At 68.1% G+C, this 24,729-nt stretch carries 11 protein-coding genes; 4 read left to right on the top strand and 7 right to left on the bottom strand.

The window, feature by feature from the left end; translation table 11 throughout:
- Positions 1 to 111: 111 nt before the first annotated feature.
- Complete coding sequence (locus tag B0920_RS12680; RefSeq protein WP_078032841.1) at positions 112 to 3,063, bottom strand: TonB-dependent receptor domain-containing protein; 2,952 nt, start codon at positions 3,061 to 3,063, stop codon at positions 112 to 114.
- Between the two features lie 193 nt (positions 3,064 to 3,256).
- A complete protein-coding gene (gene glnE, locus B0920_RS12675; RefSeq protein ID WP_078032840.1) occupies positions 3,257 to 5,968 on the bottom strand; it encodes a bifunctional [glutamate--ammonia ligase]-adenylyl-L-tyrosine phosphorylase/[glutamate--ammonia-ligase] adenylyltransferase in 2,712 nt (903 codons plus the stop codon).
- Between the two features lie 209 nt (positions 5,969 to 6,177).
- Here glnE and B0920_RS12670 point away from each other — a divergent pair, with 209 nt between their 5' ends.
- Together B0920_RS12670 and B0920_RS12665 are read left to right on the top strand one after the other, a co-directional pair.
- Positions 6,178 to 10,362 carry a YhdP family protein gene (locus B0920_RS12670; RefSeq protein ID WP_078032839.1) on the top strand — a complete coding sequence of 1,395 codons (4,185 nt, stop codon included), beginning with the start codon at positions 6,178 to 6,180 and terminating at the stop codon, positions 10,360 to 10,362.
- Between the two features lies 1 nt (position 10,363).
- Positions 10,364 to 11,161, top strand: a complete 798-nt coding sequence (locus tag B0920_RS12665) for a carbon-nitrogen hydrolase family protein (RefSeq protein ID WP_078032838.1) — start codon at positions 10,364 to 10,366, stop codon at positions 11,159 to 11,161.
- On the opposite strand, the gene bluB is transcribed toward B0920_RS12665, so the two are convergent.
- Together bluB and B0920_RS12655 are read right to left on the bottom strand one after the other, a co-directional pair.
- Positions 11,162 to 11,830, bottom strand: coding sequence for a 5,6-dimethylbenzimidazole synthase (gene bluB / locus B0920_RS12660; protein WP_078032837.1), 669 nt, complete (start codon positions 11,828 to 11,830; stop codon positions 11,162 to 11,164).
- Positions 11,831 to 11,916: 86 nt separating this feature from the next.
- The gene (locus B0920_RS12655; protein WP_078032836.1) at positions 11,917 to 12,237 is read right to left on the bottom strand and encodes a hypothetical protein; all 321 of its coding nucleotides are present in this window, start codon (positions 12,235 to 12,237) and stop codon (positions 11,917 to 11,919) included.
- A 296-nt stretch (positions 12,238 to 12,533) separates the two neighbouring features.
- Between B0920_RS12655 and tldD the strand changes: the two genes are divergently transcribed.
- Positions 12,534 to 13,994 carry a metalloprotease TldD gene (gene tldD / locus B0920_RS12650; protein WP_078032835.1) on the top strand — a complete coding sequence of 487 codons (1,461 nt, stop codon included), beginning with the start codon at positions 12,534 to 12,536 and terminating at the stop codon, positions 13,992 to 13,994.
- Positions 13,995 to 14,064: 70 nt separating this feature from the next.
- Here the strand turns inward: tldD and B0920_RS12645 are convergent, their stop codons facing one another.
- The gene (locus B0920_RS12645) at positions 14,065 to 16,926 is read right to left on the bottom strand and encodes a TonB-dependent receptor (protein ID WP_078032834.1); all 2,862 of its coding nucleotides are present in this window, start codon (positions 16,924 to 16,926) and stop codon (positions 14,065 to 14,067) included.
- A 481-nt stretch (positions 16,927 to 17,407) separates the two neighbouring features.
- Between B0920_RS12645 and aroG the strand changes: the two genes are divergently transcribed.
- Positions 17,408 to 18,466 carry a 3-deoxy-7-phosphoheptulonate synthase AroG gene (aroG, locus tag B0920_RS12640; protein ID WP_078032833.1) on the top strand — a complete coding sequence of 353 codons (1,059 nt, stop codon included), beginning with the start codon at positions 17,408 to 17,410 and terminating at the stop codon, positions 18,464 to 18,466.
- An 86-nt stretch (positions 18,467 to 18,552) separates the two neighbouring features.
- Here the strand turns inward: aroG and B0920_RS12635 are convergent, their stop codons facing one another.
- Both B0920_RS12635 and B0920_RS12630 read right to left on the bottom strand, forming a co-directional pair.
- Positions 18,553 to 21,426 (bottom strand): TonB-dependent receptor domain-containing protein, encoded by a 2,874-nt coding sequence (locus B0920_RS12635; protein ID WP_078032832.1) that lies wholly within the window; start codon positions 21,424 to 21,426, stop codon positions 18,553 to 18,555.
- Positions 21,427 to 21,744: 318 nt separating this feature from the next.
- Positions 21,745 to 24,525 (bottom strand): TonB-dependent receptor, encoded by a 2,781-nt coding sequence (locus B0920_RS12630; RefSeq protein WP_078032831.1) that lies wholly within the window; start codon positions 24,523 to 24,525, stop codon positions 21,745 to 21,747.
- Positions 24,526 to 24,729: the final 204 nt, after the last annotated feature.

Below are 24,729 nucleotides of genomic sequence, written 5' to 3'. Positions count from 1 at the left end.
TCAGCAGTTCAGTACTCATCCATAGCTAACGGAGACAGCGCCAAAAAGAAAACGCCCCGGAGGGCGTTTTCAGGTGTCCGGACGGGCAGGCGAAGCTGCCCGTGGCGGGGATTACAGCTTCCAGCGCAGGCCGACGTAGAAGCGGCGGCCGATGGCGTCGTAGGTGCCGGCATCGGTCTCGGTACCGGTCGAGTTGCCCGGCAGGCCAGAGATGATCGGCGGAGCCTTGGTGTCGAACACGTTGTCCAGACCGAAGTACAGCTCGGTCGACTTACGCAGGGCGTAGGTCAGCTGCAGGTCGGTGTAGGTGCGCGAACCGACGCCCAGGGCTTTGGACGGCAGGTCGAACTGGGCCTGGAACTGGTCGTCCAGGTAGGACTTGCCGATGTAGCCGATCGAGGTCTGCACGTTGAAGTCGCCCCACTGGTAGCCCAGGTTGACGATCGCCTTGTTCTTCGCGGCGCCGATCTCGCCTGCGAACGGGTTCAGCTCGGCGTCCGGAGTCGGACGATCCCAGCCTTCGCGCACGTAGGTGTAGGCGATGCGGGCATTCATGCGGCCCGGACCGACCTTGTCGTTCCAGCTCGCGGTGATGTCCACGCCTTCGGTGCCCAGGCCGCCGCTGTTGCTGACGGCGGTGTCGATGAACTCCAGCGAGCCGGAGCTGTTGGCGCCGACGGCCGCCGGACGACGGGTGATGAAGTTGCAGAACGACTGGTCGCCGCCGCCGTAGCACTGGTCGAGTGCGTACTGGCGGTCGGTGCCCACGATCGCGTCGGCAATCTTGATCTTGAAGTAGTCGGCGGTGAAGGTGAAGCGCTTCAGGGCCTCGATCGAGCGCGGGGTCCAGACCACGCCGACGGTGGTCGAGCGGCCTTTCTCTTCACGCAGGTTCGGGTTGCCGCGGTTGTAGCCGCTGATGCCCTGGATGTCCGACTGGTTCAGGGTGAAGGAACCGTTGGCGGCGATGTTCGCGGCCACGCCCGGCGCGGCGCGGCAAGCCGCGTCGTAGGTGCCTTGCGAGGTGGCGGTCACGCCCAGGCAGGGATCCTGGATGCCGGTCGGGAAGTCCTGGCTCGGCGCCTGGTACAGTTCGTTGATGTTCGGCGCGCGGGTCGACAGGGCGCGGGTGGCGCGGAACTTCACGTCGTTGACCGGCTGCCATTCGAGGCCGGCGTTCCAGCTGTTGGTGCGGCCCACGGTCGAGTAATCGCCGGCGCGGAATGCACCCTGGAAGTTCAGGGCCTTGGCGAAGGCCACGTCCTTCAGCAGCGGCACGCGGGCTTCGACGAAGACTTCCTTGACGCTGAAGTCACCCAGGGTTTCCGGAATCGCGTTGCCCGCGTTTAGGCCAGCCTGCGTCAGCGCGTCCGGGGTGGCGCGCGATTCTTCCTTGCGCCATTCGAAGCCGGTCGCGAACGACAGGGCGCCAGCCGGCAGTTCCCACAGGTCGCCGTTGACCGAGCCGCCCACCAGGGTCTGGGTGGTGACGGTTTCGAGCGAACCCGGCGCAGCGATGTACCTGACCGCTTCCGGGCTCAGGGCGTTGAAGCCGAACACGTTGGCCGGGACGCAGCCCTGGGCGCGCGCGTTGGCGTCGCGGCAGATCGCGTCGGTGGTCAGGCCGTTGCCGTTCAGGTCGTCGACGTCCGGGATGGCTTCCAGGGCGTTGCGGAAGTTCAGCACGTTGACCTGGCCCGAGGAGCTCTGGGCTTCCTTGGTCTGGCCGTAGGCGCCGTAGACTTCGTAGTTGAACTTGTCGAGGACGATGCCCTTCAGGCCGGTTGCCAGGCGGAAGGTGTCGCGCTCGGCACGGCTGGTGCGGTTGCCGAAGTCGGCCATGCGGCGGGTGAAGTAGTAGTCGCGCAGACCGTCGCCGTCGGTGTCGCTGATGCGGTCGTACAGGTATTGCGGGACGATCGGGTTGCGCACCAGGCTGTTGCCGACCATGAATTCGGCCGGCACCTGGCCACCGCTGGCCGGGTAGATGTCCTCGGCGCCCAGCGGGTAGGGCTCGATGTTGGTCGAGACGCGGGTCGAGGCGTAGTTACCTTCGAAGAAGGCCGAGTGGTTGTCGTTCAGCTTCAGCTCGCCGGTGGTGGCCAGCAGGAAGCGCTCGGTCGGCACGGCGATCGCGCGGAAGGCCGAACGGTTGAAGCCGGTGGCGGCCTGGCCGTTGGTGCCGTTGGTGTTGAACGGGATCACGTTGCCCGCGGCGTCGTAGGTGTAGCTGCCGGTATCGTGGAAGAAACGGCCCTGCGGCGCGAAGCTCGAGTAGAACGGACGCACCGGGACGAAGGCGCCGGCCGGATCGCCGTCGATGGTCATCTTCGACTGCTGGTCGACCGCGGCGAACTTGCGGTCGCGCGACATCACGGCGCCCTGGCGCGAGTAGCCCAGGTGACCCATGATGAAGGAGCCGCCGTCTTCGCTGCTGGTGCCGAAGGTCAGCGAGGCCTTGCGCTTCTGGTCGTCGCCCTGTTCGTAGGTCTCGCCCATCTGGGCGTCGAGCAGGATGCCGTTGAAGGCGCGCTTGGTGATGATGTTGACCACACCGGCCACGGCGTCCGAGCCGTAGGTCGCCGAGGAACCGCCGGTCAGCAGTTCGACGCGCTCGATGAAGTCGGTCGGGATGGTGTTCAGGTCGACTGCCGACTCGCCAGGGATACCGGCGACGAAGCGGCGGCCGTTGAGCAGCACCAGGGTACGCGAGGTGCCCAGGTTACGCAGGTCGACGGTGGCCACGCCCGCGCTGGCGGTCGAGAAGTTCGAGTTGGTACGGCTGATGGCCGGGGTACCCATGGTCGGGTTTTGCAGCAGCAGTTCCTGCAGGTTGGTGGCGCCCGAGGCCGCGATATCGGCCGAGCTCAGCACTTGCAGGGGGGACGGCGATTCGGCGCCCGGCGCGGCGATGCGCGAACCGGTCACCTGCACGACGGCGGTCGACGCGTTGCCAGCGGCAGGCGCGGCCGGTGCGGTCTGCGCGTACGCAGCTTGCATGCCCAGAGTGACACCGCCCAGGCACATGAGCCGGATCGAGCGGGACAGGATTTTTTCCATCATTTTAAGAATGCTCCTAGGGAAGGATAAACGCAGCCGTACACCTGTGCCGCGCGGCAATCTCTACGATTGCCTAAGGTGAAACAAGCCTTGCATTCTTGATAGTCGATGAGGGAATGTCAATTGAACATGCAGATAGATTTGATCATGTTGTATATTTGCGTACTTACATTGTCAATACGGAATAAGACGATTCCTATCCGAAACAGGCCTTCCACAGACGCATCACTGCGTCGGGATGCTGCCCGACAAGCGCTGTTTCCACACGGGCTTTTTCGACGCCCTGCAAACGAACCTGATGCTGCAGTTTGCGCATCGCCCGGTAGGCGTCGCCGACCGCCGCCGCCAGTCCCGCATCGATGAGACCGAGTTCACCGCAGCGGCGCAGCAGGGCGATGTTGCCGGAGTTGAGAGTGAGCTGAGGGCAGCCGCTGGCGTAGCGCAGCACCAGGTACTGGACGATGAACTCGATGTCGATCATCCCGCCCGGATCGTGCTTGAGGTCGAACAGCTCGCCGCGGTTGACGTTGGCGTCGCGCATGCGCTTGCGCATGGCCACGATCTCGGCCTTCATTTCCGCCTCGCGGCTGCTCCTGTCCTGGCGCAGCACCTGTTCGCGGATCGCCTCGAAGCGCGCGCCGATGGCGGCGTCGCCGGCGCAGAAGCGCGCGCGCGTCAGGGCCTGGTGCTCCCACAGCCAGGCCGCGCCGTTCTGGTAGCGCTCGAAGGCGGCCAGCGAGGACACCAGCATGCCGCTGGCCCCGTCCGGGCGCAGGGCGGTGTCGACGTCGAACAGGATGCCGGCCGCGGTATGGGCCGTCATCCAGGTGATGAAGCGCTGGGCCAGCTTGGCGTAGTTGGCGGGCGCGTCCTGGTCCTCGTCGTCGAACAGGAAGATCACGTCCAGGTCCGAGACATAGCCCAGCTCCTTGCCGCCCAGCTTGCCGTAGGCGATGACGGCGAAGCGCGGTTCCTCGCGGTGGCGGGTGGCCACGGTGCGCCAGGCGTGGCGCACGGCGGCGCCGACGATGGTGTCGGCCAGGGCCGACAGGTGGTCGGCCAGGCGCTCGACCGAGAGCTCGCCGGCCAGGTCCAGGGCCAGCAGGCGGAACAGCTGGGCGTGGTGGGTCTCGCGCAGGATGTCGAGCTGGCGCTCGGTGTCGCCGGTGGCCTCGAGCAGCTGGGCGTCCAGGCTGGCGGCCAGCTGGGGCAGCTCGTCGGCGCCGTTGCCGCGGTCGTCGAGCAGCTCGTCGAGCAGGATCGGGTGCTGGGTCAGGAAGGTCGCGGCCCAGCCGCTGGCGTTGATCATGCGGATCACGCGCTCGAGGGTGTGCGGATACTCGGTCAGCAGCGACAGGTAGGCTGAGCGGCGCGCGATGGCCTCGAAGAAGTCGAGCAGGCGGCCCAGGGTGGCGGCGTGGCTGCCGATGCCGGCCTCGCGCACCACGGTGGCGACCTGGGGCAGGGCGGCGTCGAGCAGGGCCAGCAGGCGCGCGCGGCTGGCGTCCGGCAGGCTGGCCAGGCGCGGCCCGGCCAGGGTCGCCACCACGCGTCCGGCCGCGCCGCCGGCGTCGTCGAAGCCGAGCTGAGCCAGACGGGCGGCGATCGCCTCGCGGTTTTCCGGATCGTCGCCGATGGTCGCCGCTTCCGGCTCGGCGGCCTCGGCCTTGTCGGCGAAGATCGCGTCGAACTGGGCCGCCACGAAGGCGCGCTGTTCCTCCATGCGCGCCAGCAGGGTGGCTTCGTCCGGCAGGCCCATCATGCGCGCGACCAGCGCGCGGTCTTCATCGTTGGCGGGCAGGGTGTGGGTCTGGGCGTCTTCCAGGTATTGCAGGCGATGCTCGAGATTGCGCAGGAAGGCATAGGCTTCCAGCAGGCGCGCCACGGTGTCGGGCGGCAGCAGCTCACGCTCGGCCAGCAGGGCCAGGGTCTTGCGGGTCGAGCGCTCGCGCAGGGCCGGGTCGCGCCCGCCGCGGATCAGCTGGAACACCTGGGCCAGGAATTCGATCTCGCGGATCCCGCCGCGCCCCAGCTTGACGTTGTGGCTGCGCTCGGGATGCAGGCGCTCCTGGCGCTTGACCTCGGCGCGGATCTGGGCGTGCATGTTGCGGATCGCGTCGATCACGCCAAAGTCCAGGTAGCGCCGGAACACGAAGGGCCGCACGATGGCGTCCAGGGCCGCGATGTCCTCCGGCTCGCCGGTCACCGCGCGCGCCTTGACCCAGGCGTAGCGCTCCCACTCGCGTCCCTGGACGATCAGGTATTCCTCGACCATGGCCAGGCTGGCCGCCAGCGGCCCCGACTTGCCATTGGGGCGCAGCGCCATGTCGACCCGGAAGGTGAAGCCGTCCTCGATCACTTCGGACAGGGCGGCGATCAGCTTGCGCCCCAGGCGCACGAAGAATTCGTGGTTCGAGAGCTGGCGCTGGCCGGGGCCGGCCGCGGTCTCGCCGTCTTCCGGGTAGACGAAGATCAGGTCGATGTCCGACGACACGTTGAGCTCGCCGCCACCCTGCTTGCCCATGGCCAGCACCATCATGCGCTGGGGACGCCCGGATTCCTCGCCCACCGGCTCGCCGTGGGCGGCGGCCAGCTCGGCGTGGATGGCCTCGGCATGGGTGCGGATCGCGAAATCGGCGAAGGCGGTCATGGCGGTGACGACCTCGTCGAGGTCGGCGCGGCCGTCGAGGTCGCGTTCGATCAGGCCGGCCACGAGCAGGTTGCGCACCCGGCGCATGGCCCGTTCCGGGGGCAGGCCGGCGTCCAGCTCGCGCTGCAATACCGCGCCGAAATCGGCGCAAGCCAGCGATAATGTGGTGAACCCGGCCAGCTGCGCGGCGCGGTCGGGAGCGGCGGCCAGCCACCGTTGGTAAAAGCGCGACGCGCACGCCGGAGATGCAGGGGTCATCGTTTGATCCGAAAGAATGTTGCGTTCCGGCAGGCGTGCGATGCGGTAGAATTGCCCGCCATGCTGCCTGGGGTCAGCATGATGGTAAGGTAGACGCCGCGACTGTTGCAAGCGATCTGTTACTAGAGTATTAATCAGGAAAATGACGGCGCAGGCCCCGGGGCCGGGCCGGGCATTTCCTCTACGGCGAGCCTTTTATTAGCACCTTGATGGACAACCAGGAACCGCAGGCGGCGCCCGCGCATCTTCCGCTCGCGGCGCGCTGGCGGCGGCTGCGCGCCGCGTATCGGGTCGCCAACCTGGCCTCGCACCACGTGCTCGGCTTCGCCATCAAGCTCCTGCTCCTGATTTATTTTTCGCTGGCCGTCCTGTTCCTGGTGCTGCGCTACGCGGTGCTGCCGAATATCGGCATGTACAAGGACGACATCGAGCGCGCCGCCAGCCGCGCGCTCGGCAGCCCGGTCACCATCGCCCGCATCGAGGCGTCCTGGAAGGGCCTGCGCCCGGCCCTGGCCCTGAGCGACGTGCGCCTGCACGACCGCGCCGGCCGCCAGGCCCTGGCCTTGCCCCAGGTCTCGGCCACGCTGTCCTGGTGGACCGTGGCCGCGCTCGAGCCGCGCCTGGAGCAGCTCGAGATCCGCAACCCCCAGCTGGCGGTGCGCCGCGGGCGCGACGGCGTGATCGAGGTCGCCGGGGTGCGCCTGGACCCGAAGCAGGAAGACAAGGGCGGGGCCGACTGGTTGTTCCGCCAGCGCGAGATCGTCATCCGCGGCGGCCGGGTCGACTGGGTCGACGAGCTGCGCGGCACCCAGCCCCTGCGCCTGAGCAATGTCACCATGGCCTTGCTGAACCGCTGGGGCACCCACCACTTCGCCCTGCACGCCACCCCGCCCGCCGAGCTCGGCCTGCCGCTCGACCTGCGCGCCCAGTTCCGCCACCGCTTCGGCGCCCGGCCTTCCGACGTTTCGCGCTGGAAGGGCGAGCTGTACGCCGAACTGCGGTCGGCCGACCTGGCCGCCTGGCGCCGCTACGTCGACTATCCGGTCCAGCTGCAGCGCGGGCGCGGTTCGCTGCGCGCCTGGCTCAGCTTCGACCAGGCGCGCCTGGCCGGCTTCACCGCCGACCTGGCGCTGGCCGACGTCGAGGCGCGCCTGGGCAAGGACGCGAGCCCGCTGGCGCTGGCGCGCGTCACCGGGCGCTTCGCCGCGCGCGAAGAGCTGGTCGCGGGCGCGGACGACGGCAAGCCGACCTTCGGCGCCCACGGCCACACGGTCAGCCTGACCGATTTCGCGGTCGTCACCCGCGACGGCAAGGCCTTGCCGCCGGCCACCCTGGAAGAAACCTGGCGTCCGGCCCGCGGCGGCCGCCCGGAACAGGGCGAGCTGACGGCGCGCCACCTCGACCTCGGGGCGCTGGCAGTGCTGGCCCAGTCGATGCCGATCTCGCCGCTGCAGCGCCAGATGCTGGCCGACTTCGCCCCGCGCGGGCGCCTGGTGGACGTGACCGCCGAGTGGCGCGGGCGCCTGCCGGCAGTGAGCGGCTACCGCATTCGCGGCCAGGTCGAGGACCTGGGCTTCAATCCCCAGGCCGCGCGCGCGGCCCAGCCGGCGCGCCCCGGCCAGCCGGCCGTGCCGGCTAGGGCGGCCTTGCCCGGCTTCGACAAGCTGAGCGGCAACATCGACGCCACCGAGCGCGGCGGCCTGGTCGAACTCGATTCGAAGGAGCTGGTGCTGCGCATGCCGGCCTGGTTCGCCGAGCCGGACATGGCGCTCGACCGCCTGCAGCTCAAGGCGCGCTGGAACTACGAGCCGGCGCGCCAGCTGCTGGTCGAGGTGGAGGACCTGGCGCTCAAGCAGGGGCCGCTCAGCGCGCGCCTGTCCGGGCGCCACCTGCTGCCCCTGACGCCGGGCCACGGCCCCGGCACGGCCGACTTCACGGGCGAACTGGACGGCTTCGAGATCGGCCAGGTCGGACGCTACCTGCCGCTCGCCACGCCCGAAGGCCTGCGCCACTGGCTGAGCGACGCCCTGCAGGGCGGACGCCTGCGCGAGGCCAGCCTGCGCCTGCGCGGCGACCTGGCCGATTTCCCCTTCCGCGCGAACAACATGGCGGAGCGGGCGCGCGGCGAATTCAGGGTCGCCGGCCGTTTGGAGAACGCGCGCCTGGAATACGCGCCCGGCCACCGCCACCCCGACGGCACGCCGCTGTGGCCGCTGGCCGAGCAGATCAACGGCCGCATCGAATTCGACCGAGCGCGCATGGAGATCCAGGGCGACACCCTGCGCACCCTGGGCGTGGGCCTGTCGAAGGTCAAGGCCGTGATCCCCGACCTGGGCGCGCACGAGCAGATGATGCTGGAAATCGACGGCAACGCCGCCGGCCCGCTGCAGGAATTCCTGCGCTACGTGTCGGTGTCGCCGGTGCTGGAGTGGATCGGCCACTTCACCGAGGAAAGCCGCGGCAGCGGCAACGCCCGCCTGGGCCTGAAGCTGCGCATGCCGCTCGCCCACCTGCCGGACACCAAGGTGCAGGGCAGCCTGCAACTGCTGGGCAACGACGTCAGCCTGTTCCCGGAACTGCCGCCGCTGCAGGCTGCGCTCGGGCGCATCGAATTCTGGGAGCGTGGCGTCAACCTGAACGGGGTCGGCGCAAGCTTCCTGGGCGGCCCGCTGGCGCTTGCCGGCGGCACCCAGCGCGACGGCAGTATCGCGATCCGCCTGGCCGGCACCCTGTCGGCCGAGGGCATGCGCCGCACCGCCCCGGTGCCCGAGCTGGCGCGCCTGGGCCAGCGCCTGTCGGGCAGCACCCGCTACGGCGGCGCGGTAGTGGTGCGCGACGGCCGGCGCACCGTCACCCTGGATTCGACCCTGGCCGGCCTCGGCCTGGAGCTGCCGGCGCCGCTCAACAAGCCGGCGCCGGACGTGTTGCCGCTGCACTTCGTGCTGAGCGGCGAGCCGGCCCAGGCGGGGCAGGGGCGCGACGAGATCCGCATCAACCTGGGCCAGCACATCCAGGCGCGCTACCTGCGCGAGAAGCAGGGACGCGGCCCCTGGCTCGTGACGCGCGGCGGGATCGGGGTCAACGTGGCCGCGCCCGAGCCGGACGGCGGCACCATGATCAGCGTGCAGATGAAGGCGCTCGACGTCGACCAGTGGATCGCGGCCGGCAAGGCGATTGCCGGCCACGACGGCCCGGCCCCGGCGCCGGCCGCCGCGCCGGCCCAGGCCGGCGGCGTCGCCCAGTACGTGCTGCCGACCGCGGTGAACGGCAAGGTGGCCGAGCTGACCATCGGCGCGCGCAAGCTGCACGACGTGGTGGGCGGCGTGACCCATGTGCGCGACACCTGGCAGGCCAACCTGGCCTCACGCGAAGCGTCCGGCAACATCTCCTGGGCCGACAGCCCGGGCGGGGTGGGCAAGGTCACGGCGCGCCTGTCCTCGCTCACCATCGCCGAGTCGACCGAGGCCGAATCCGAGGAGCTGGTCGAGGCCCAGCGCGCCACCGCCACCATCCCTTCGCTCGACATCGTGGCTGAGAACTTCGAGCTGTTCGGCAAGCGCCTCGGCCGGCTCGAGCTGGGCGCCAGCAACGTGCAGGCCCTGGCCGGACGCGAGTGGCGCATCGACCGCCTGCTGCTGAACAACCCGGACGGCCAGCTCAAGGCCAACGGCCGCTGGCTGACCAAGGACGGCAAGAGCAACACCAGCCTGAACTTCGCGCTCGACATCGACGACGCCGGGCGCCTGCTGGACCGCCTCGGCTTCCCCGAAACCCTGCGCCGGGGCAAGGGCAAGATGAGCGGCGACATCGCCTGGTCGGGGCTGCCCTATGCCCTCGACATTCCGAGCCTGTCGGGCCAGATCGAGATGAACGTCGAGTCGGGCCAGTTCCTGAAGCAGGATCCGGGCGCGGCCAAGCTGCTGGGCGTGCTCAGCCTGCAGGCCCTGCCGCGCCTGCTCAAGCTCGATTTCCACGACGTGTTCTCGGAAGGCCTGGCCTTCGACGGCATCAGCGCCAACGCCATGATCCAGCGCGGCGTGCTGCGCACCGACAATCTCAAGATGCACGGCGTGGCGGCTACGGTGCTGATGGACGGCACCGCCGACATCGCCAACGAACTGGCCAACCTGCGCGTGGTCGTGATTCCTGAATTCAACCTGGGCACCGGCCCGCTGGTGTATGGCCTGGCGGTCAATCCGGTGATCGGCCTGGGCAGCTTCCTGGCCCAGCTCTTCCTGCGCGCGCCGGTGATGAAGGCGCTGACTTACCAGATGCAGGTCACGGGACCCTGGAAATCCCCGACCATCACCAAGATCGAGAACCCCGCGCCCGCCGCCGCCGCGGCCGCCGCAGCCACCGCAGCCCAGGCGCGCGCCAACGCCAAGAAGGAGTGACATGACGATCGTAGCCGCCGTTCAGATGGTGTCGACCCCGCAGGTCGGCGACAACCTGGCCACCGTGCGCCGCCTGGTGGCCGAGGCCGCAGGGCAGGGCGCCAGGCTGGTGGCCCTGCCCGAGTACTGGCCGATCATGGGCATGAGCGACGCCGACAAGGTGGCCCACGCCGAGCAGCCGGGCAGCGGCCCGATCCAGGACTGCATGGCCGCGCTGGCGCGCGAGCATGGCATCTGGCTGATCGGCGGGACCCTGCCGCTGGTCTCGCCCGAGGCCGGCAAGGTGCTCAATACCACCATGGTCTACGACCCGCAAGGGCAGCCGGTGGGCCGCTACGACAAGATCCACCTGTTCGGCTTCAACAAGGGCAGCGAGTCCTACGACGAGGCGCGCACCATCGTGCCGGGCGAGCGCATCGGCAGCTTCGATGCGCCTTTCGGCCGGGTCGGGCTGTCGATCTGCTACGACCTGCGTTTCCCCGAGCTGTTCCGCGCCATGGGCGAGTGCGCCCTGATCGTGGTGCCGGCCGCCTTCACCTACACCACCGGGCGGGCGCACTGGGAAGTGCTGCTGCGCGCCCGCGCCATCGAGAACCAGTGCTACGTGCTGGCCGCGGCCCAGGGCGGGACCCACGTCAACGGCCGCCGCACCTTCGGCCACAGCATGCTGATCGACCCCTGGGGCGAGGTCAAGGCGGTGATCGCGGAAGGCGAGGGCGTGGTGTGCGGGGAGATCGACGCCGGCTTCATCGCCGGCGTGCGCGAGAGCCTGCCGGCGCTGCGGCACCGCAAGCTCTAGTCACTCGGCGGGCGGGGCCGGCGGCGCCGGCGCGTCCCAGCGGTCGAGGTAGACCAGGTCTTCCAGGCGCGCGCGTTCGGCCCAGCCTTCCACTTCCAGCATCGGCTTCGGATAGAAGGCTTCCACGTGGCCGAGGCAGAGGACGGCGACCGGCTTGCCGCCTTTCGGGATGCCGAGCAGGGCGCCCAGCCTGGCCGGATCGAACAGCGAGACCCAGCCCATGCCGAGGCCCTCGGCGCGCGCCGCCAGCCACATGTTCTGGATCGCGCAGGCGACCGAGGCCAGGTCCATCTCGGGCAGGGTGCGGCGCCCGAACACGTGCCGCTCGCGTCCGTCCATCAGGGCCGCCACCAGCACTTCGCCGCATTCGCGCAGGCCTTCCACCTTCAGCCGCATGAATTCGCTGCCGCGTTCGCCGAGCGCCTCGGCGGTGGCCAGGCGTTCTTCCTCGACCAGGGCGGTGATGCTGTCGCGCAGGGCGGCGTCGCGGATGCGGATGAAGCGCCAGGGCTGCATCATGCCCACGCTGGGGGCCTGGTGGGCGGCCGCCAGCAGGCGCGCCAGCACGGCCTCGTCGACCGCGCCGGGCAGGAAATGGCGCACGTCGCGGCGCTCGCCGATGGCGCGGTAGACGGCCTGGATGTCGGCTGGGCTGAACTGGTGTGACAAGAGGGCCTCGCTGGTGCCGGCGCGCGGAGAAGTGGCGCCTTGGAGCGCACATTATACGTAAGCGCTGCGCGATGGCAGCGCGGGCGTCAGTGCTGCATGGGCGGCGCGTCCCGGCAGGGCAGGATCGGTGCGAAACGCTTGTCGTCCAGCGGCGCCAGGCGCACCGCCCGGTGCCGGATCCCGAGCGCGCGTCCGGCCGCGCTGCGCATGACGGTTTCCTCGACGTAGGCCCGGTGCGCTTCCTTGGCGCCGCCGTGGAACTGCAGTTCGAAAATCACGCCATATTCCATGCTCATCGAGAAGAAACTGCCCACGCCGGGCACTTCGCGCAGCTCGCGTTCCAGCGGCGCGGCCAGTTCGGCTTCGATCCGGGATGGCGCCTTCTCGAGGACGCAAATGTGGAGCATGACGACCTTGACAGGCGCCGGGACGGCCGCTGCGGCAGGAGTTGCAGGAGCGCCAAGCAGCAGGCACAGGGACAGCGGCAGAACAGGCACGCGCATGAGCTAGCCTCGCGGAAAGGAGTCGCTTCTATCTTGCCATCATGCCAAGGACGAGGCAATGCGCGGCGCATGTGATGCGCTGCCCGGCATTGCCGCTGCTCAAGGCATGGCGCATGCCGCGCGCGTCGGTCATCCTGTGCCCGGTAGCTTGCGCCCGGATATGGCACAATGCCCTATCCCTACGAACGCTTGAGCGCAAAATGACTCCATTCGAACCGAACCTTTCCTCCATCGCTGTCGCACGCGACGTGCTGCTGACGCCTTTCGGCCTCGACGAGGGCAAGCTGCTGCGCGCGCTCGGGACCATGTTCACCCACAAGGTCGACTACGCCGACCTGTATTTCCAGTTCACCAAGAGCGAAGGCTGGAGCCTGGAAGAGGGCATCGTCAAGACCGGCAGCTTCTCGATCGACCAGGGCGTCGGCGTGCGCGCGATCTCGGGCGACAAGACGGCCTTTTCGTATTCCGATGAGATCTCGGAAGGCGCGCTGCTGGACGCGGCCAGCGCCACCCGCACCATCGCGCGCGCCGGCGCCGGCAAGATCAAGGTGGCGGGCCAGGCGCGCCCGACCGGCGGCCGTTCGCTCTACCTGCCGCACGATCCGCTGGCCTCGCTCGACGCCACCGAGAAGGTGCGCCTGCTCGAGCGCGTCGAGAAGATGGCGCGCGCCAAGGACCCGCGCGTGGTCCAGGTGATGGCCGGCCTGGCCGGAGAATACGACGTGGTGCTGGTGGTGCGCAGCGACGGCGTGCTGGCCGCCGACATCCGTCCGCTGGTGCGCCTGTCGCTGACCGTGATCGCCGAGCAGAACGGCCGGCGCGAAGTCGGCTCATCGGGCGGCGGCGGCCGCTACGACTACGGCTATTTCACCGAAGAGATGCTCGACTTCTACGCCACCGAGGCGGTCAAGTCGGCCTGCGTCAACCTCGAGGCACGTCCGGCCCCGGCCGGCCCGATGACCATCGTGCTCGGCCCGGGCTGGCCCGGCGTGCTGCTGCACGAGGCGGTCGGCCACGGCCTGGAAGGCGATTTCAACCGCAAGGGCTCGTCCTCCTACGCCGGCATGATCGGCCAGCGCGTCGCCGCCAAGGGCGTGACCGTGGTTGACGACGGCACCCTCAAGGACCGCCGCGGCTCGCTCAACATGGACGACGAGGGCAACCCGACCCAGTGCACGACCCTGATCGAGGACGGCATCCTGAAGGGCTATATCCAGGACACCATGAACGCGCGCCTGATGAAGATGCCGGTCACCGGCAACGCGCGCCGCGAATCCTTCGCCCACCTGCCGATGCCGCGCATGACCAACACCTACATGCTGGCCGGTGACAAGGACCCGCAGGAAATTCTGGCTTCGGTCAAAAACGGCCTGTACGCGGTGAACTTCGGCGGCGGCCAGGTCGATATCACCAACGGCAAGTTCGTGTTCTCGGCCAGCGAAGCCTACATGATCGAGAACGGCAAGATCAGCTATCCGGTGAAGGGCGCGACCCTGATCGGCAACGGCCCGGACGTGATGAACCGCATCTCGATGATCGGCAACGACATGCGCCTGGACACCGGCGTGGGCGTGTGCGGCAAGGAAGGCCAGAGCGTGCCGGTGGGCGTGGGCCAGCCGACCCTGCGCATCGACGGCGTGACGGTGGGCGGCACCGCCTGAGCGGCCGCCCCATCCCTCCCATCAACGCCCGGTGTCGCCACCGGGCGTTTTGCCTTGTGGGCCCCGGCGCTCAGAAGGTATAGCGCGCTCCCAGCGTGAAGAAGCGGCCGATCGCGCCGTAGTAATCCAGCGGGTTATACGACACCGCGCCATAGGTCAGCGGATCGAGCGGGGGCTTCTTGTCGAACACGTTCTGGATGGTGCCGAACACTTCCCAGCGCGGCTGCGGCTTCCAGCGCAGCACCAGGTCCACCGTGGTGAAGGACGCCAGTTCGCAATCGTCCGGCGCATCCCTGCCATCGGCGAAATGACTTGCGCAGCCTGCCGGGTCGTCCTTGAACAGGGTGTTGTCGATCGGTCCGCGGTAGTTCAGGTTGGCCGTCACGCGCCAGTCGCTGCGCTCCCAGCCGGCGTGCAGGTTGAGCTTGTGGTCGGGCGTGCCCATGCAGTTGGTGACGTCGCAGTTGCCGTGGGTGCCGGCGTAGTCGCGCCGCGAGCCGTCACCTTCGGTGCGCTCCCACTTGTCGAGGAAGGTGTACTTGGCGTCGAAGACCAGGCTCCCCCAGCCGCCCGGCAGCGGCATGTTGTGGCGGGCGTCGAGGTCGATCCCGCGCACCTTGGTCTTGGCCGAGTTGACGTAGCGCGCCAGTACCGCCGTGATGGCGCCCGGGTCGCCGGGAACGGTCGGGTCGGCCGTGCTCGGGTCGCGCGCCACCGAACCGGTGGCGATCACGGTGTCGACCTGCTCCTGGTTGATCTCGTTCTTGCGTTCGATCTGCCAGACGTCGATCGAGAAGCTGGTGCGCGGCAGCGGATCCCAGATCACGCCCAGGTTGAAGCTGCGCGAGCGTTCCGGGCTCAGGTCCGGGTTGGGCGACGTGATCACGGCCACGGAGGTCGGGCTGCAGGCTATCGCCACGCCGAGGGCGCAGCGCAGCGGATCGGCCGCCGTGGCGAAGGCCGCCAGCCCGCCCACGCCGTTCTCTGCCGGGTTGGGGGCGCGGAAGCCGCGCGCCCAGGTGGCGCGCAGGGCCAGGTCGCGGCGCGGCGTCCATTTGACGCCGAGCTTCGGGGTCCAGGCGTCGCCCACGTCGGTGAAGTCGTCGTAGCGCATCGCGCCGGTGATCTCCAGGCCCGGCAGCACCGGCGCCAGCACTTCGCCGTAGAGTGCGAACACGTTGCGCTGGCCGTCGTAGGCCGAGTAGCCGAGGCCGATGATCTTGCCGCGCTCGGTGCCCGGGGTCGGTTCCAGCTCGGCTTTTTCGTGGCGGAACTCGGAGCCGACCGCGACCCCGATCGGGCCGCCGGCCAAGGCGCCAAATTCGCGCGTGGCCTTGAAGTCGATCTGGGCGATCTCGGTGCGGGCGTCGTTCGAGATCCGCGGCGACAGCGCGGCGTACACGGCCGGCGAGTTGAGACCGGCGTTCTCGCCGATCCGCCACAGGGTGCCCGGCGTGAGCGCGCGGTAGCCCGGATTGTCGAGGATGGCGGCGGCCACGTTGGCGGGCGAGGGGTCGAGCATGGCAAACACCGCGTCGCGCTGCAGGTAGCCGGTGCGCTCGTTCTCGACCTTGTTGCGCGAGTAGAGCAGGGACGCGTCCCAGTCCCAGCCAAAGTGCTGGCCGCGGATGCCGAGCAGGGCGCGGTAGAAGTTGGACTCGATGTCGGACTGGCGCGGCCCGACGTCGGCCGCCAGGTAGCGCAGCCGCGCCGCCCTGCCGAAGTAGGGGTTGTCGGGATGGGCCGCGCCGAACTGCACGCCGGCATTGCTGACCGGCCCGCCCGGGAACACGACCGAGGCGCTGATCGGGGAGGGCGTGGCCGAGGACTGGGTCAGGTTGTTGTGGTAATTGAGTTCGCTATAGACCTCGGTGGTGGGGCCGATCCTGAAGGTGCCGCGGCCGAACAGCGACAGGTATTCGGTGTCGGGTTGGATCTGGCTGTACAGGAAGGGGGCGTCGACCAGGCAGCCGCCGAACGGATCGCCCTGCGGGTGGTTGGTGAAGTTGCTGCAGGCCGCGCCCGGGAACGAGCGGGTGAAGCCGGGGCCGGCGAGGTTGCCGCGGTTGTAGTAGTCGAGGGTGTCCGGGTTGCGGACGTTGCCGTTGATCGCATTGCCGGAGGCGTTCCTGCCGGTGATGGCGCCGGTGCCGCCCAGGCCTTCCTGGGCCGAGAAGCCCCAGTGGCGCAGGTCGGCCTTGCCGACCCAGCGCCGGTTGCCGCGCTCGCGGTTGTAGATCTCGTCGGTCTTCTTCCACTCGGCATTGAGCAGGATGTTGTAGCGGTCGGCCTCCAGCTCGCCCTTGCCCCAGGTAAGGGCGACGTTCTGCTGCTGGCCGTCGCCGGCCTCGGCGGTGCCGAGCATGGCGCGCGCGGTGGTGCCCCGGAAGTCGCGCCGCAGGATGATGTTGACCACGCCGGCAATGGCGTCGGAGCCGTAGATGGCCGAGGCGCCGTCCTTCAGGATCTCGACCCGCTCGACGGCGTCGGTGGGGATCACGTTGAGGTCGGTGAACACCTTCTGGCCGTCGTCGGCCAGGGCGTAGGGCGCCATGCGGCGGCCGTTGAGCAGCACCAGGGTGGCCGAGGTGCCGAGGCCGCGCAGCGAGATGCCGGAGGCGCCGGCGGCGAAGCCGCTGCCGAAGTTGACCGGGACCGAGCCCTGGTTGTCGACCGCCAGGGTCTGCAGCAGCTCGGCCACGGTCGTCTTGCCCGAGCGCTCGATGTCGGCCCGGGACACGGTCAGCACCGAGGATGCGGTCTCGGCCTCGGAGCGGCGGATGTTGGAGCCCGTGATCTCGACACGGGCAACCGGCTTGGGCGCGACGTCCTGCGCCGTGACGGCGGGAGGCAGGGCCAAGAGCGCGAGGCCGACGGCGCCGCCGCCGCCGAACAGGCGGCGGATGGCGCGGGAGAGCGGGGTTTCAGTCATGGATGGCTCCAGTGGATGGGTGGGTCCCAACTCCGGCCCTGCGCAGGCTTGCTGCTAATCAATTCTTTTCTAAGCATTTCGTGTCCGAGAACAAGCCTGCGTGTGGCGGTCGGGGGCTTGGGTGGACTTTTGCATCCGTGCGGCGCGGGAGGCTGATATGCCTCAAGGACGCCAAAAGGATGGGGAGATGCTGTCTGCTTGTCGCAACTTATTGTTGTCTGTACAAGCAGGATTTTGCGGATAAAAGGCTTGCCAATCTTCACGGCTTGTTGATATAGTCAATCGACCAACCGGACGACCTATGCGCAAGCCTGTTTTCTTTACCTGCTTTTTTTACTTTAGCCATTCCAGCCCCTTGGCGGTGGAGTAGCGGCAGGTTCACGCGATATCGGAACAGTCCCAGCAAATCCAGACAAACCGCCAGCGATGGCGGTTTTTTTATTTCCAGCCCCGGCACCAAGCATCGACAACGGAGAACAGCATGCCTCGCACCGACGACCTACGCATCCGCGAAATGAAGGAACTGACGCCGCCCTCGCACCTGATACGCGAGTTTCCGGTCAGCCCCGCGGCCGAGCAGACCGCGGCCAACGCGCGCGTGGCGCTGCACCGCATCCTGCACGGCCAGGACGACCGCCTGATGGTGGTGATCGGCCCGTGCTCGATCCACGACCCCAAGGCCGCGCTCGAGTACGCGCGCCGCCTGGTCGAGCAGCGCGCCCGCTTCGCCGGCGAACTCGAGGTGGTGATGCGGGTCTATTTCGAGAAGCCGCGCACCACGGTGGGCTGGAAGGGGATGATCAACGACCCCTACATGGACAACAGTTTCCGCATCAACGACGGCCTGCGCATGGCGCGCGAGCTGCTGCGCGACATCAACGAGCTGGGCCTGCCGGCCGGCACCGAGTTCCTGGACGTGATCAGCCCGCAGTACATCGCCGACCTGATCAGCTGGGGCGCGATCGGCGCCCGCACCACCGAGTCCCAGGTGCACCGCGAGCTGGCCTCGGGCCTGTCCTGTCCGGTCGGTTTCAAGAACGGCACCGACGGCAACATCAAGATCGCGGCCGACGCCATCAAGGCCGCCTCGCAGCCGCACCACTTCCTGTCGGTGACCAAGGGCGGTCACTCGGCGATCGTGTCGACCTCGGGCAACGAGGACTGCCACATCATTCTGCGCGGCGGCAAGGCGCCGAACTACGACGCGGCCAGCGTCGAGGACGCGTGCCGGCAGCTGGCGGCCAACGGCCTGGCCGGGCGCCTGATGATCGACGCCTCGCACGCCAACAGCAGCAAGAACCCGCAGAACCAGGTGCCGGTGTGCGCCGACATCGGCGCCCAGGTGGCGGCTGGGGACGACCGCATCGTGGGCGTGATGGTGGAATCGCACCTGGTGGGCGGGCGCCAGGACCTGGTGCCTGGGCGCGAGCTGACCTACGGCCAGTCGGTGACCGACGGCTGCATCGACTGGGAGACCAGCATCGGGGTGCTGGAAGGGCTGGCGGCGGCGGTGCGCCAGCGGCGCCTGCGCCAGGACTGAGGCGGGACGCGGGCTGGCCCGGCCGCCCTACAGCGATAAAAAAACGGCGCACCGAAGTGCGCCGTTTTCATTTTCCGATCAGGCGATCAGAACTTGGCGGTCAGGTTCAGGAACACGTGACGGCCCATTGCGTCGTAGACCTGCGGATAGGTGTTGCCGTTGCCGAACACGGCAGCCACGACACCGGTCACCGGCGGATCCTTGTCCAGCGCGTTGTTCATGCCGGCGCGGAAGGTGAAGGTCTTGTTGATCGCCCAGCTGCCCACCAGGTCGAGGTAGTTGCGGGCGCCGATGCGCTCGTCAGCCGGCTCGAACTCGCTCGACAGCAGCGGGTTGTCGCTGGTCGCGTCCAGCTTCACGCCGCGGATGTAGCGCCAGGTCGCGCCCAGCTCCACACCACGCCACGGGGTGCCCCAGACGGCGCGCACCTTGTGACGCCACTTCGGCAGCGGGGTGCCGCAGGTGGTGCCGTGCAGGCCGGCGCAGTCGTACACGCCCGAACCCGGGAAGTCTTCCGACTTGAACTCCTTCAGGTAGGTGCCGATCAGCGACAGGTCCAGGCTGCCCCAGGCGCCCAGCTTCATGCCGTAGTTGGTGCCCAGGTCGATACCCTTGGTCGAACGCATGCCCAGGTTCTGGTTGGTGGCGATCACTTGCGCGGTCGGCAGGGCCCACAGGGTGCCCAGGCGGTCACGGGTGATCAGCGAGCAGAACTGCGGGTCACCGGTCTGGAGGCACTGGGTCAGGGTGGTCGAAGCCGGCAGGCCGCCGATCACGCCCTTGACCTTCATGTCGAACGCGTCGATGGTCATCGACAGGTTGCGCATCGGGGTCAGGACCAGGCCCAGGGTGTAGGAGTCCGATTTCTCGGGCGCCAGGTTGGGGTTGCCGCCGCTGATCTGGTTGTACTGCTGGGCCGGGCTATCCTCGATGTTGCCGTACTGGGCAGCGGTGACGCCGGTCAGGGCGCACTGCGCCAGGCTGGCGCTCGGGGTAGCGCCGGCGCAAGGATCGGACGACATGCCGAACAGGCTCAGGCCGGACGGGGTGAACAGCTCGACCACGTTGGCGGCGCGGGCTGCGCGCTGGTAGCTGAAGCGGACCTTGGCGGCCTGCACCGGCGCCCATTCGACGCCGACACCGTAGGAGTCGGTCTTCTGGCCGGTCGAGTAGTCCGACTTGCGGTAGGAAGCGTTCAGGGTCAGCGCTTCGGCGAACGGCAGCTTCTCGAGGACCGGGATACGGGTCTCCAGGAAGTAGTCCTTCACGCTGAACTGGCCTGCCACGCCCTTGGTCGGGCCGCCCTGGCCGGCCAGGTCGCCGGTTTCGAAGGCGGTGTCGGTGGCCAGGTCGAGCTTCTCGGTGCGGTGTTCCCAGCCCAGCGCCAGGCCGATGCCCTGGCTGCTGGTCGGCAGCTTGATGCCGTATTCGCCGAGGTCGCTGTTGATGTTCAGGCCCTGGACCGACTGGTGGGTGCTGCCCTTCTGGAAGCCCGGGGTCTGCAGGTATTTCAGGGCTTCAGGAGTCACGCCGCCGAGGCGCCAGATGTTGTACGGGACGCAGGCCGGGTCGGTGCCGTTGGCGAAGCTGCGGCAGACCGGGTTGCCGTTGGCGTCGCTGATGACGTCCAGCGCGCGGCCGATGCGGGCGTTCGAGAAGTCGTTGAAATAGGTTTCCGAGAACAGGACCTTGCCCACTTGCGCGAACAGGTCGTATTGCCAGTTGCCGATGTCGCCCTTCAGGCCGACCACGCCGCGGTAGGAGGTGTGGCGCTGGTCGTCCTGGCGGCCGCCGCCTTCCACGTTGCGGCGGAAGATGATGGCGTCGGCGGTCGAGCCCGGGCCGGTCAGGCCGAGGTCGCGCTTCCAGGCGTCGGACAGGAACGGGTTTTCCCAACGGATCGCGTTGGCGCCCGAGGCGTCGAAGCCGAACAGGCCGGACGGCGCGATCTGGGCCACGGTGTGGTCGTCGTGGAAGCTGGCCTCGGTGTACAGGCGCACCTTCTCGTTGATGTCGTAGTGGGTGAAGGAGCTGAAGGTGTAGCGCTCCGACGGACGACGGAAGTAGTTCAGCGGGCCGTAGTTGTACTGGTCGGTGGCGGCCACGTACGGACGGGTGTTGCCGTTGGCGTCGGCCACGGTGCGCTGGCCGGCGTCGGTGAAGAAGCGGCCAGGGAAGCTGGTGCCCGAACCGCCGCAGTTGAAGGTGTTGCCCGAGCTGAAGCCGTCCAGCGAGCAGGCGGTGAAGTCGCGCTCGGACTGCAGCAGCGGATCTTCCTTCTTGTAGCCGATGTAGACCACGGCGTTGCCCTTGCCGTCGGCGAAGTTACCGCCCATCAGCAGGTTGACGTCCTTGACCTTGGCGTCGGCGCTCTTATCGCCCGGCACCGGGTAGTTGCGGCGGCGTGCCGCGTCGGCGGCCGGGCCGCCGTTCTGGTCGTGGTTGTAGAACTGGTAGTTGCTCTCGATCTGAACGCCCTGGAAATTGTCGTTCATGATGAAGTTGACCACGCCGGCCACGGCGTCCGAGCCGTAGATGGCCGAGGCGCCGCCGGTCAGCACTTCGACGCGCTTGATCAGCGAAGCCGGGATCTGGTTCAGGTCGGCTGCGGTGTTGCGCGGGCTGCCTGCCGGCAGGCGGCGGCCGTTGACCAGCACCAGGGTGCGGCTGGCGCCGAAGTTGCGCAGGTTGACGGTTGCGGTACCGGTCGAGCCGTTCGAGATCTGGCCACCCTGGTCAGCGAACACCTGGGGCAGGTTGTTCAGCAGGTTTTCGACGGACTTCACGCCTTCCAGCTTGATGTCCTTGGCGCCCACCACGGTCACCGGGCTGACGCTTTCGAGGTTGGCGGTCGCGATACGCGAACCCGTCACTTCGACGCGCTGCAGTTGTTGGCCCTCGGCCGGGGCCTGCTGCGCGTAGGCGGCGGAAGCGGCGACCGCGATGCCGCCAGCAAACATCAATCGAACCGATCGAGAAAGAACTGTTTCAACCATCATGTAAGTTTCCCAGTTAACCCTGCCGGAGGTGGTGCCTCCAGACAGTCGTTGACACAAGCCGTCGATGCTAAAACGGCATCTTTTACCACTTGGCAATAGAAACATTCGCATGCATACGTTGTCAACGATAAATACTGGGCAAGCAAAAAAAACAACTAATTCCGCGAGGATATTTACAACGTTCAGAATTTGGTGTTATGAATTTGAAATAAAAAAAGGCGGTGATCGCTCACCGCCTTCTTTTATTCGGATAAATCCGTATTTACGCGAGGCTGCCCATCAGAATTGGTAACGCGCGCCCAATTTGAAGTAGCGGCCGATCGCGCCGCTGGCGTCCATGGGGTTATAGCTCAGGCCGCCATAGGTCAGCGGGTCGAGCGGGGCCACCTTGTCGAACAGATTGCTCACCGAGCCGTAGAGCTGCAGCTTGTCGGTCACGTTGTAGCGCGCCGACAGGTCGACCGTGGTGAACGAGGGCAGGCGGCAGCCGGTCGGGGCCGGGGCGCCGTTGGCGAAGCTGGAGGCGCAGGCGGTGTCGCCGGCGAAGTAGCGGTTCTCCATCTCGCTGCGGAAGTTCGCGGTCGCGGTCACGTTCCAGGCCTCGCGGTCCCAGGACGCCACCAGGCTGCCCTTGTTCTTGGGCGTGCCGGCGCAGTTCGAGGTGTCGCAGTTGCCGTGGGTGCCGGCGTACTGGTACTGGGTAGTCGCGCTCTCGGCGCGCAGCCAGGACGAGATGTGGGTCCAGGTCAGGCCGATGCTGGCGCGGCCGTACTCGCCCAGGCGGAAGCGCTGCTTGATGTCGAGGTCGATGCCCTTGACTTCGGTGTAGCTCGAATTGCGGTAGGGCGCGCGCGACAGCAGCAGGGTGCCGGTGTTGGGCACCGCCACGCCGTTGACGACCAGGTTGTTGTCGGCCCGGATCGCGGTCGGCAGGGCGGCCGCCTCGTTGTAGGGCAGCGGGTTGATCTCGTTGCTGCGCTTGATCTTCCAGGCGTCCAGCGCCAGGCTGGTGCCGTTGAACGGATCCCAGACCAGGCCCAGGGTGTAGCCCTTCGATTCTTCCGGCTGCAGGTTGGGGTTGCCGACCTTGACCGCGCCGATGGTGATGGCGCAGTCGGCCGCGGTGGCGCCGCCCGGCGCCGGGGTGCCGCCCGGGCAGCGGACCGGATCGCGCACCGAGGAGTTGCCGGTGCTCTGGCTCTCGATGCCCGATTCCGCCGGGCCCGGGGCGCGGAAGCCTTCCGAATAGGTGCCGCGCAGGGCGAAGGTCTTGAGCGGGGTCCACTTCAGGCCGACCTTCGGCGTGGTCGAGTTGAAGTTCTCGTACTTGTCGTAGCGGACCGCCGCGCTCAGCTCCACGTCCTTGACGATCGGCGCGGCGATCTCGGCGAACAGCGCGTAGATGTCCTGGTCGCCCTTGGCTGCCACGTAGGAGGCGTTGATCGAGCCGTCCTCGGTGCCCGACAGCGAGGGGTTGTCCAGCTTCTCGCGGCGGTATTCGGCGCCGACCGCCAGGGCCAGGGCGCCGCCCGGCAGCTGCATCAGTTCGCGCGAAGCCTTGAAGTCGAGCACGTCGAGCTGGGTGGTCGAGTGCGAACGCGCATTGCGCACCAGGGCGCGGTAGAGCGAGGCCGGGTTGCGGTGCGACTCGCTGCCGATGTAGTAGGGGAAGTACTGGCTGGTCGGATCGCCCAGGGCGGCGGTCAGCACGCGCATGTCGAGCATGTTGCTCCAGTCCAGGTCGAGCGTCGAGCGCGAGTAGTTGTAGGCCGCGTCGTAGTCCCAGCCGGCGAACTGGCCCTTGACGCCCACCACGAAGCGCGCGAACTGGTTGTCGGCCGAACGCACCTGCGGGCCGACGTCGAAGGCGGCGTAGCGCAGGCGGGCGTCGGCGCCGAAGGGGTTCTGCGGGTGGGTCGCGTCGAGCACGGTGGCGTTGGCGCCCGAGTTGTAGTTGATGATGCCGCTCGGGTTCTGGGCGTTGGGCGGGAAGGCGAAGATGCCCGAGACGCCCGGCGGGGTCATGATGAAGGAGGTGTCGCGGCGCGAGTAGCCCAGTTCGGCGTAGGCCTGGTGGCCGCCCGCCAGGTTCTTGGTGAAGCGGGTGTAGAGGTTGAAGCCGTCGATGTCCGGCTGCATGGAGCGGAACTGGTCGGCGTACCACAGGCAGCCGCCGGCAGGATCCTGGAACTTGACCGGCGACAGGCTGCCGCAGCCCGGCAGCGAGACATAGTTGCCGGTGACCGGATTGCGCACCGAGCCGGTCGGGCTGTTGGTGGCGTTGCCCGGGGTGATGTAGCCGGCCGCGAACTGGGTGTTCTGCGGATAGCCCCAGGGACGGATGTCGCCCGCGCCGATCCATTCGCGGCGGCCGGCGCGGTCCTTGTTCATGATGCCCTTGTTCGAGTAGACCTCGGCGTTGACCAGGAGGTTGTAGCCGTCCTGGTCCAGGTTACCCTTGCCCCAGGTCAGGGTGGCCTTGCCGCTCTCGCCGTCGCGGTAGCGCGACTGGCCGGCCTCGGCCTTGAGCGCCAGGCCGGTGAAGTCCTTGCGCAGGATGATGTTGACCACGCCGGCGATGGCGTCGGCGCCGTAGGTGGCGGAGGCGCCGTCCTTCAGGATCTCGATGCGCTCGACCGCTTCCATCGGCACGGTCGAGAGGTCGGTGAAGCTCTTCTGGCCGTCGTCGGCGCGCGCGAAGGGCGCCATGCGGCGGCCGTTGAGCAGCACCAGGGTCGAGGTGGCGCCCAGGCCGCGCAGGGAGATCGCGGTCGAGCCGGCGGCGAAGCCGTTGCCGAAGCCGGTCGGCAGCGAGCCGGCGCCGTCGGCGGTCAGGGTCTGCAGGTATTCGGCGACGGTGCCCTTGCCCGATTTGGCCAGGTCTTCGCGGCCGATCACCTGGACCGGGGAGGCGGTTTCTGCGGTGGCGCGCTTGATGCTCGAGCCGGTGATTTCGACCCGCTGCATGGGGCCGCTCGGGGCCTCCTGCGCATGGGCGCCCAGGGCCGCGCCTGCGAGGGCGAGGGATACGGCTTGGGCAATGACGGTAGGTTTGGTCATGGTGTCTCCAACAAGTTGCGTGGGGAAACGGCGGACTGCATCTGTATGAAATACATATTCTTCTTTTGGCATGCATATGGTTGTTTCAGTCTTCCATATGCATGAGAAGCGCAACGCCTTACTTGCTGTAGGAAAATTTTGGTATAAATATTTTCCTGCTGCATCGCCATGACATCATCCGGCTTGCGCGACTGTCAACGCGAA

The sequence above is a fragment of the Massilia sp. KIM genome (genome assembly GCF_002007115.1).
Taxonomy (GTDB): Bacteria; Pseudomonadota; Gammaproteobacteria; order Burkholderiales; family Burkholderiaceae_D; genus Telluria.
This window is presented reverse-complemented; position numbering and strand designations above follow the sequence as displayed.

Excerpts from the sequence above, each read along its gene's own strand:
- B0920_RS12680 (WP_078032841.1), bottom strand. The coding sequence starts at position 3,063 with ATGATGGAAAAAATCCTGTCCCGCTCGATCCGGCTCATGTGCCTGGGC.
- glnE (WP_078032840.1), bottom strand. The coding sequence starts at position 5,968 with ATGACCCCTGCATCTCCGGCGTGCGCGTCGCGCTTTTACCAACGGTGG.
- B0920_RS12670 (WP_078032839.1), top strand. The coding sequence starts at position 6,178 with ATGGACAACCAGGAACCGCAGGCGGCGCCCGCGCATCTTCCGCTCGCG.
- B0920_RS12665 (WP_078032838.1), top strand. The coding sequence starts at position 10,364 with ATGACGATCGTAGCCGCCGTTCAGATGGTGTCGACCCCGCAGGTCGGC.
- B0920_RS12655 (WP_078032836.1), bottom strand. The coding sequence starts at position 12,237 with ATGCTCCACATTTGCGTCCTCGAGAAGGCGCCATCCCGGATCGAAGCC.
- tldD (WP_078032835.1), top strand. The coding sequence starts at position 12,534 with ATGACTCCATTCGAACCGAACCTTTCCTCCATCGCTGTCGCACGCGAC.
- B0920_RS12645 (WP_078032834.1), bottom strand. The coding sequence starts at position 16,926 with ATGACTGAAACCCCGCTCTCCCGCGCCATCCGCCGCCTGTTCGGCGGC.
- aroG (WP_078032833.1), top strand. The coding sequence starts at position 17,408 with ATGCCTCGCACCGACGACCTACGCATCCGCGAAATGAAGGAACTGACG.
- B0920_RS12635 (WP_078032832.1), bottom strand. The coding sequence starts at position 21,426 with ATGTTTGCTGGCGGCATCGCGGTCGCCGCTTCCGCCGCCTACGCGCAG.
- B0920_RS12630 (WP_078032831.1), bottom strand. The coding sequence starts at position 24,525 with ATGACCAAACCTACCGTCATTGCCCAAGCCGTATCCCTCGCCCTCGCA.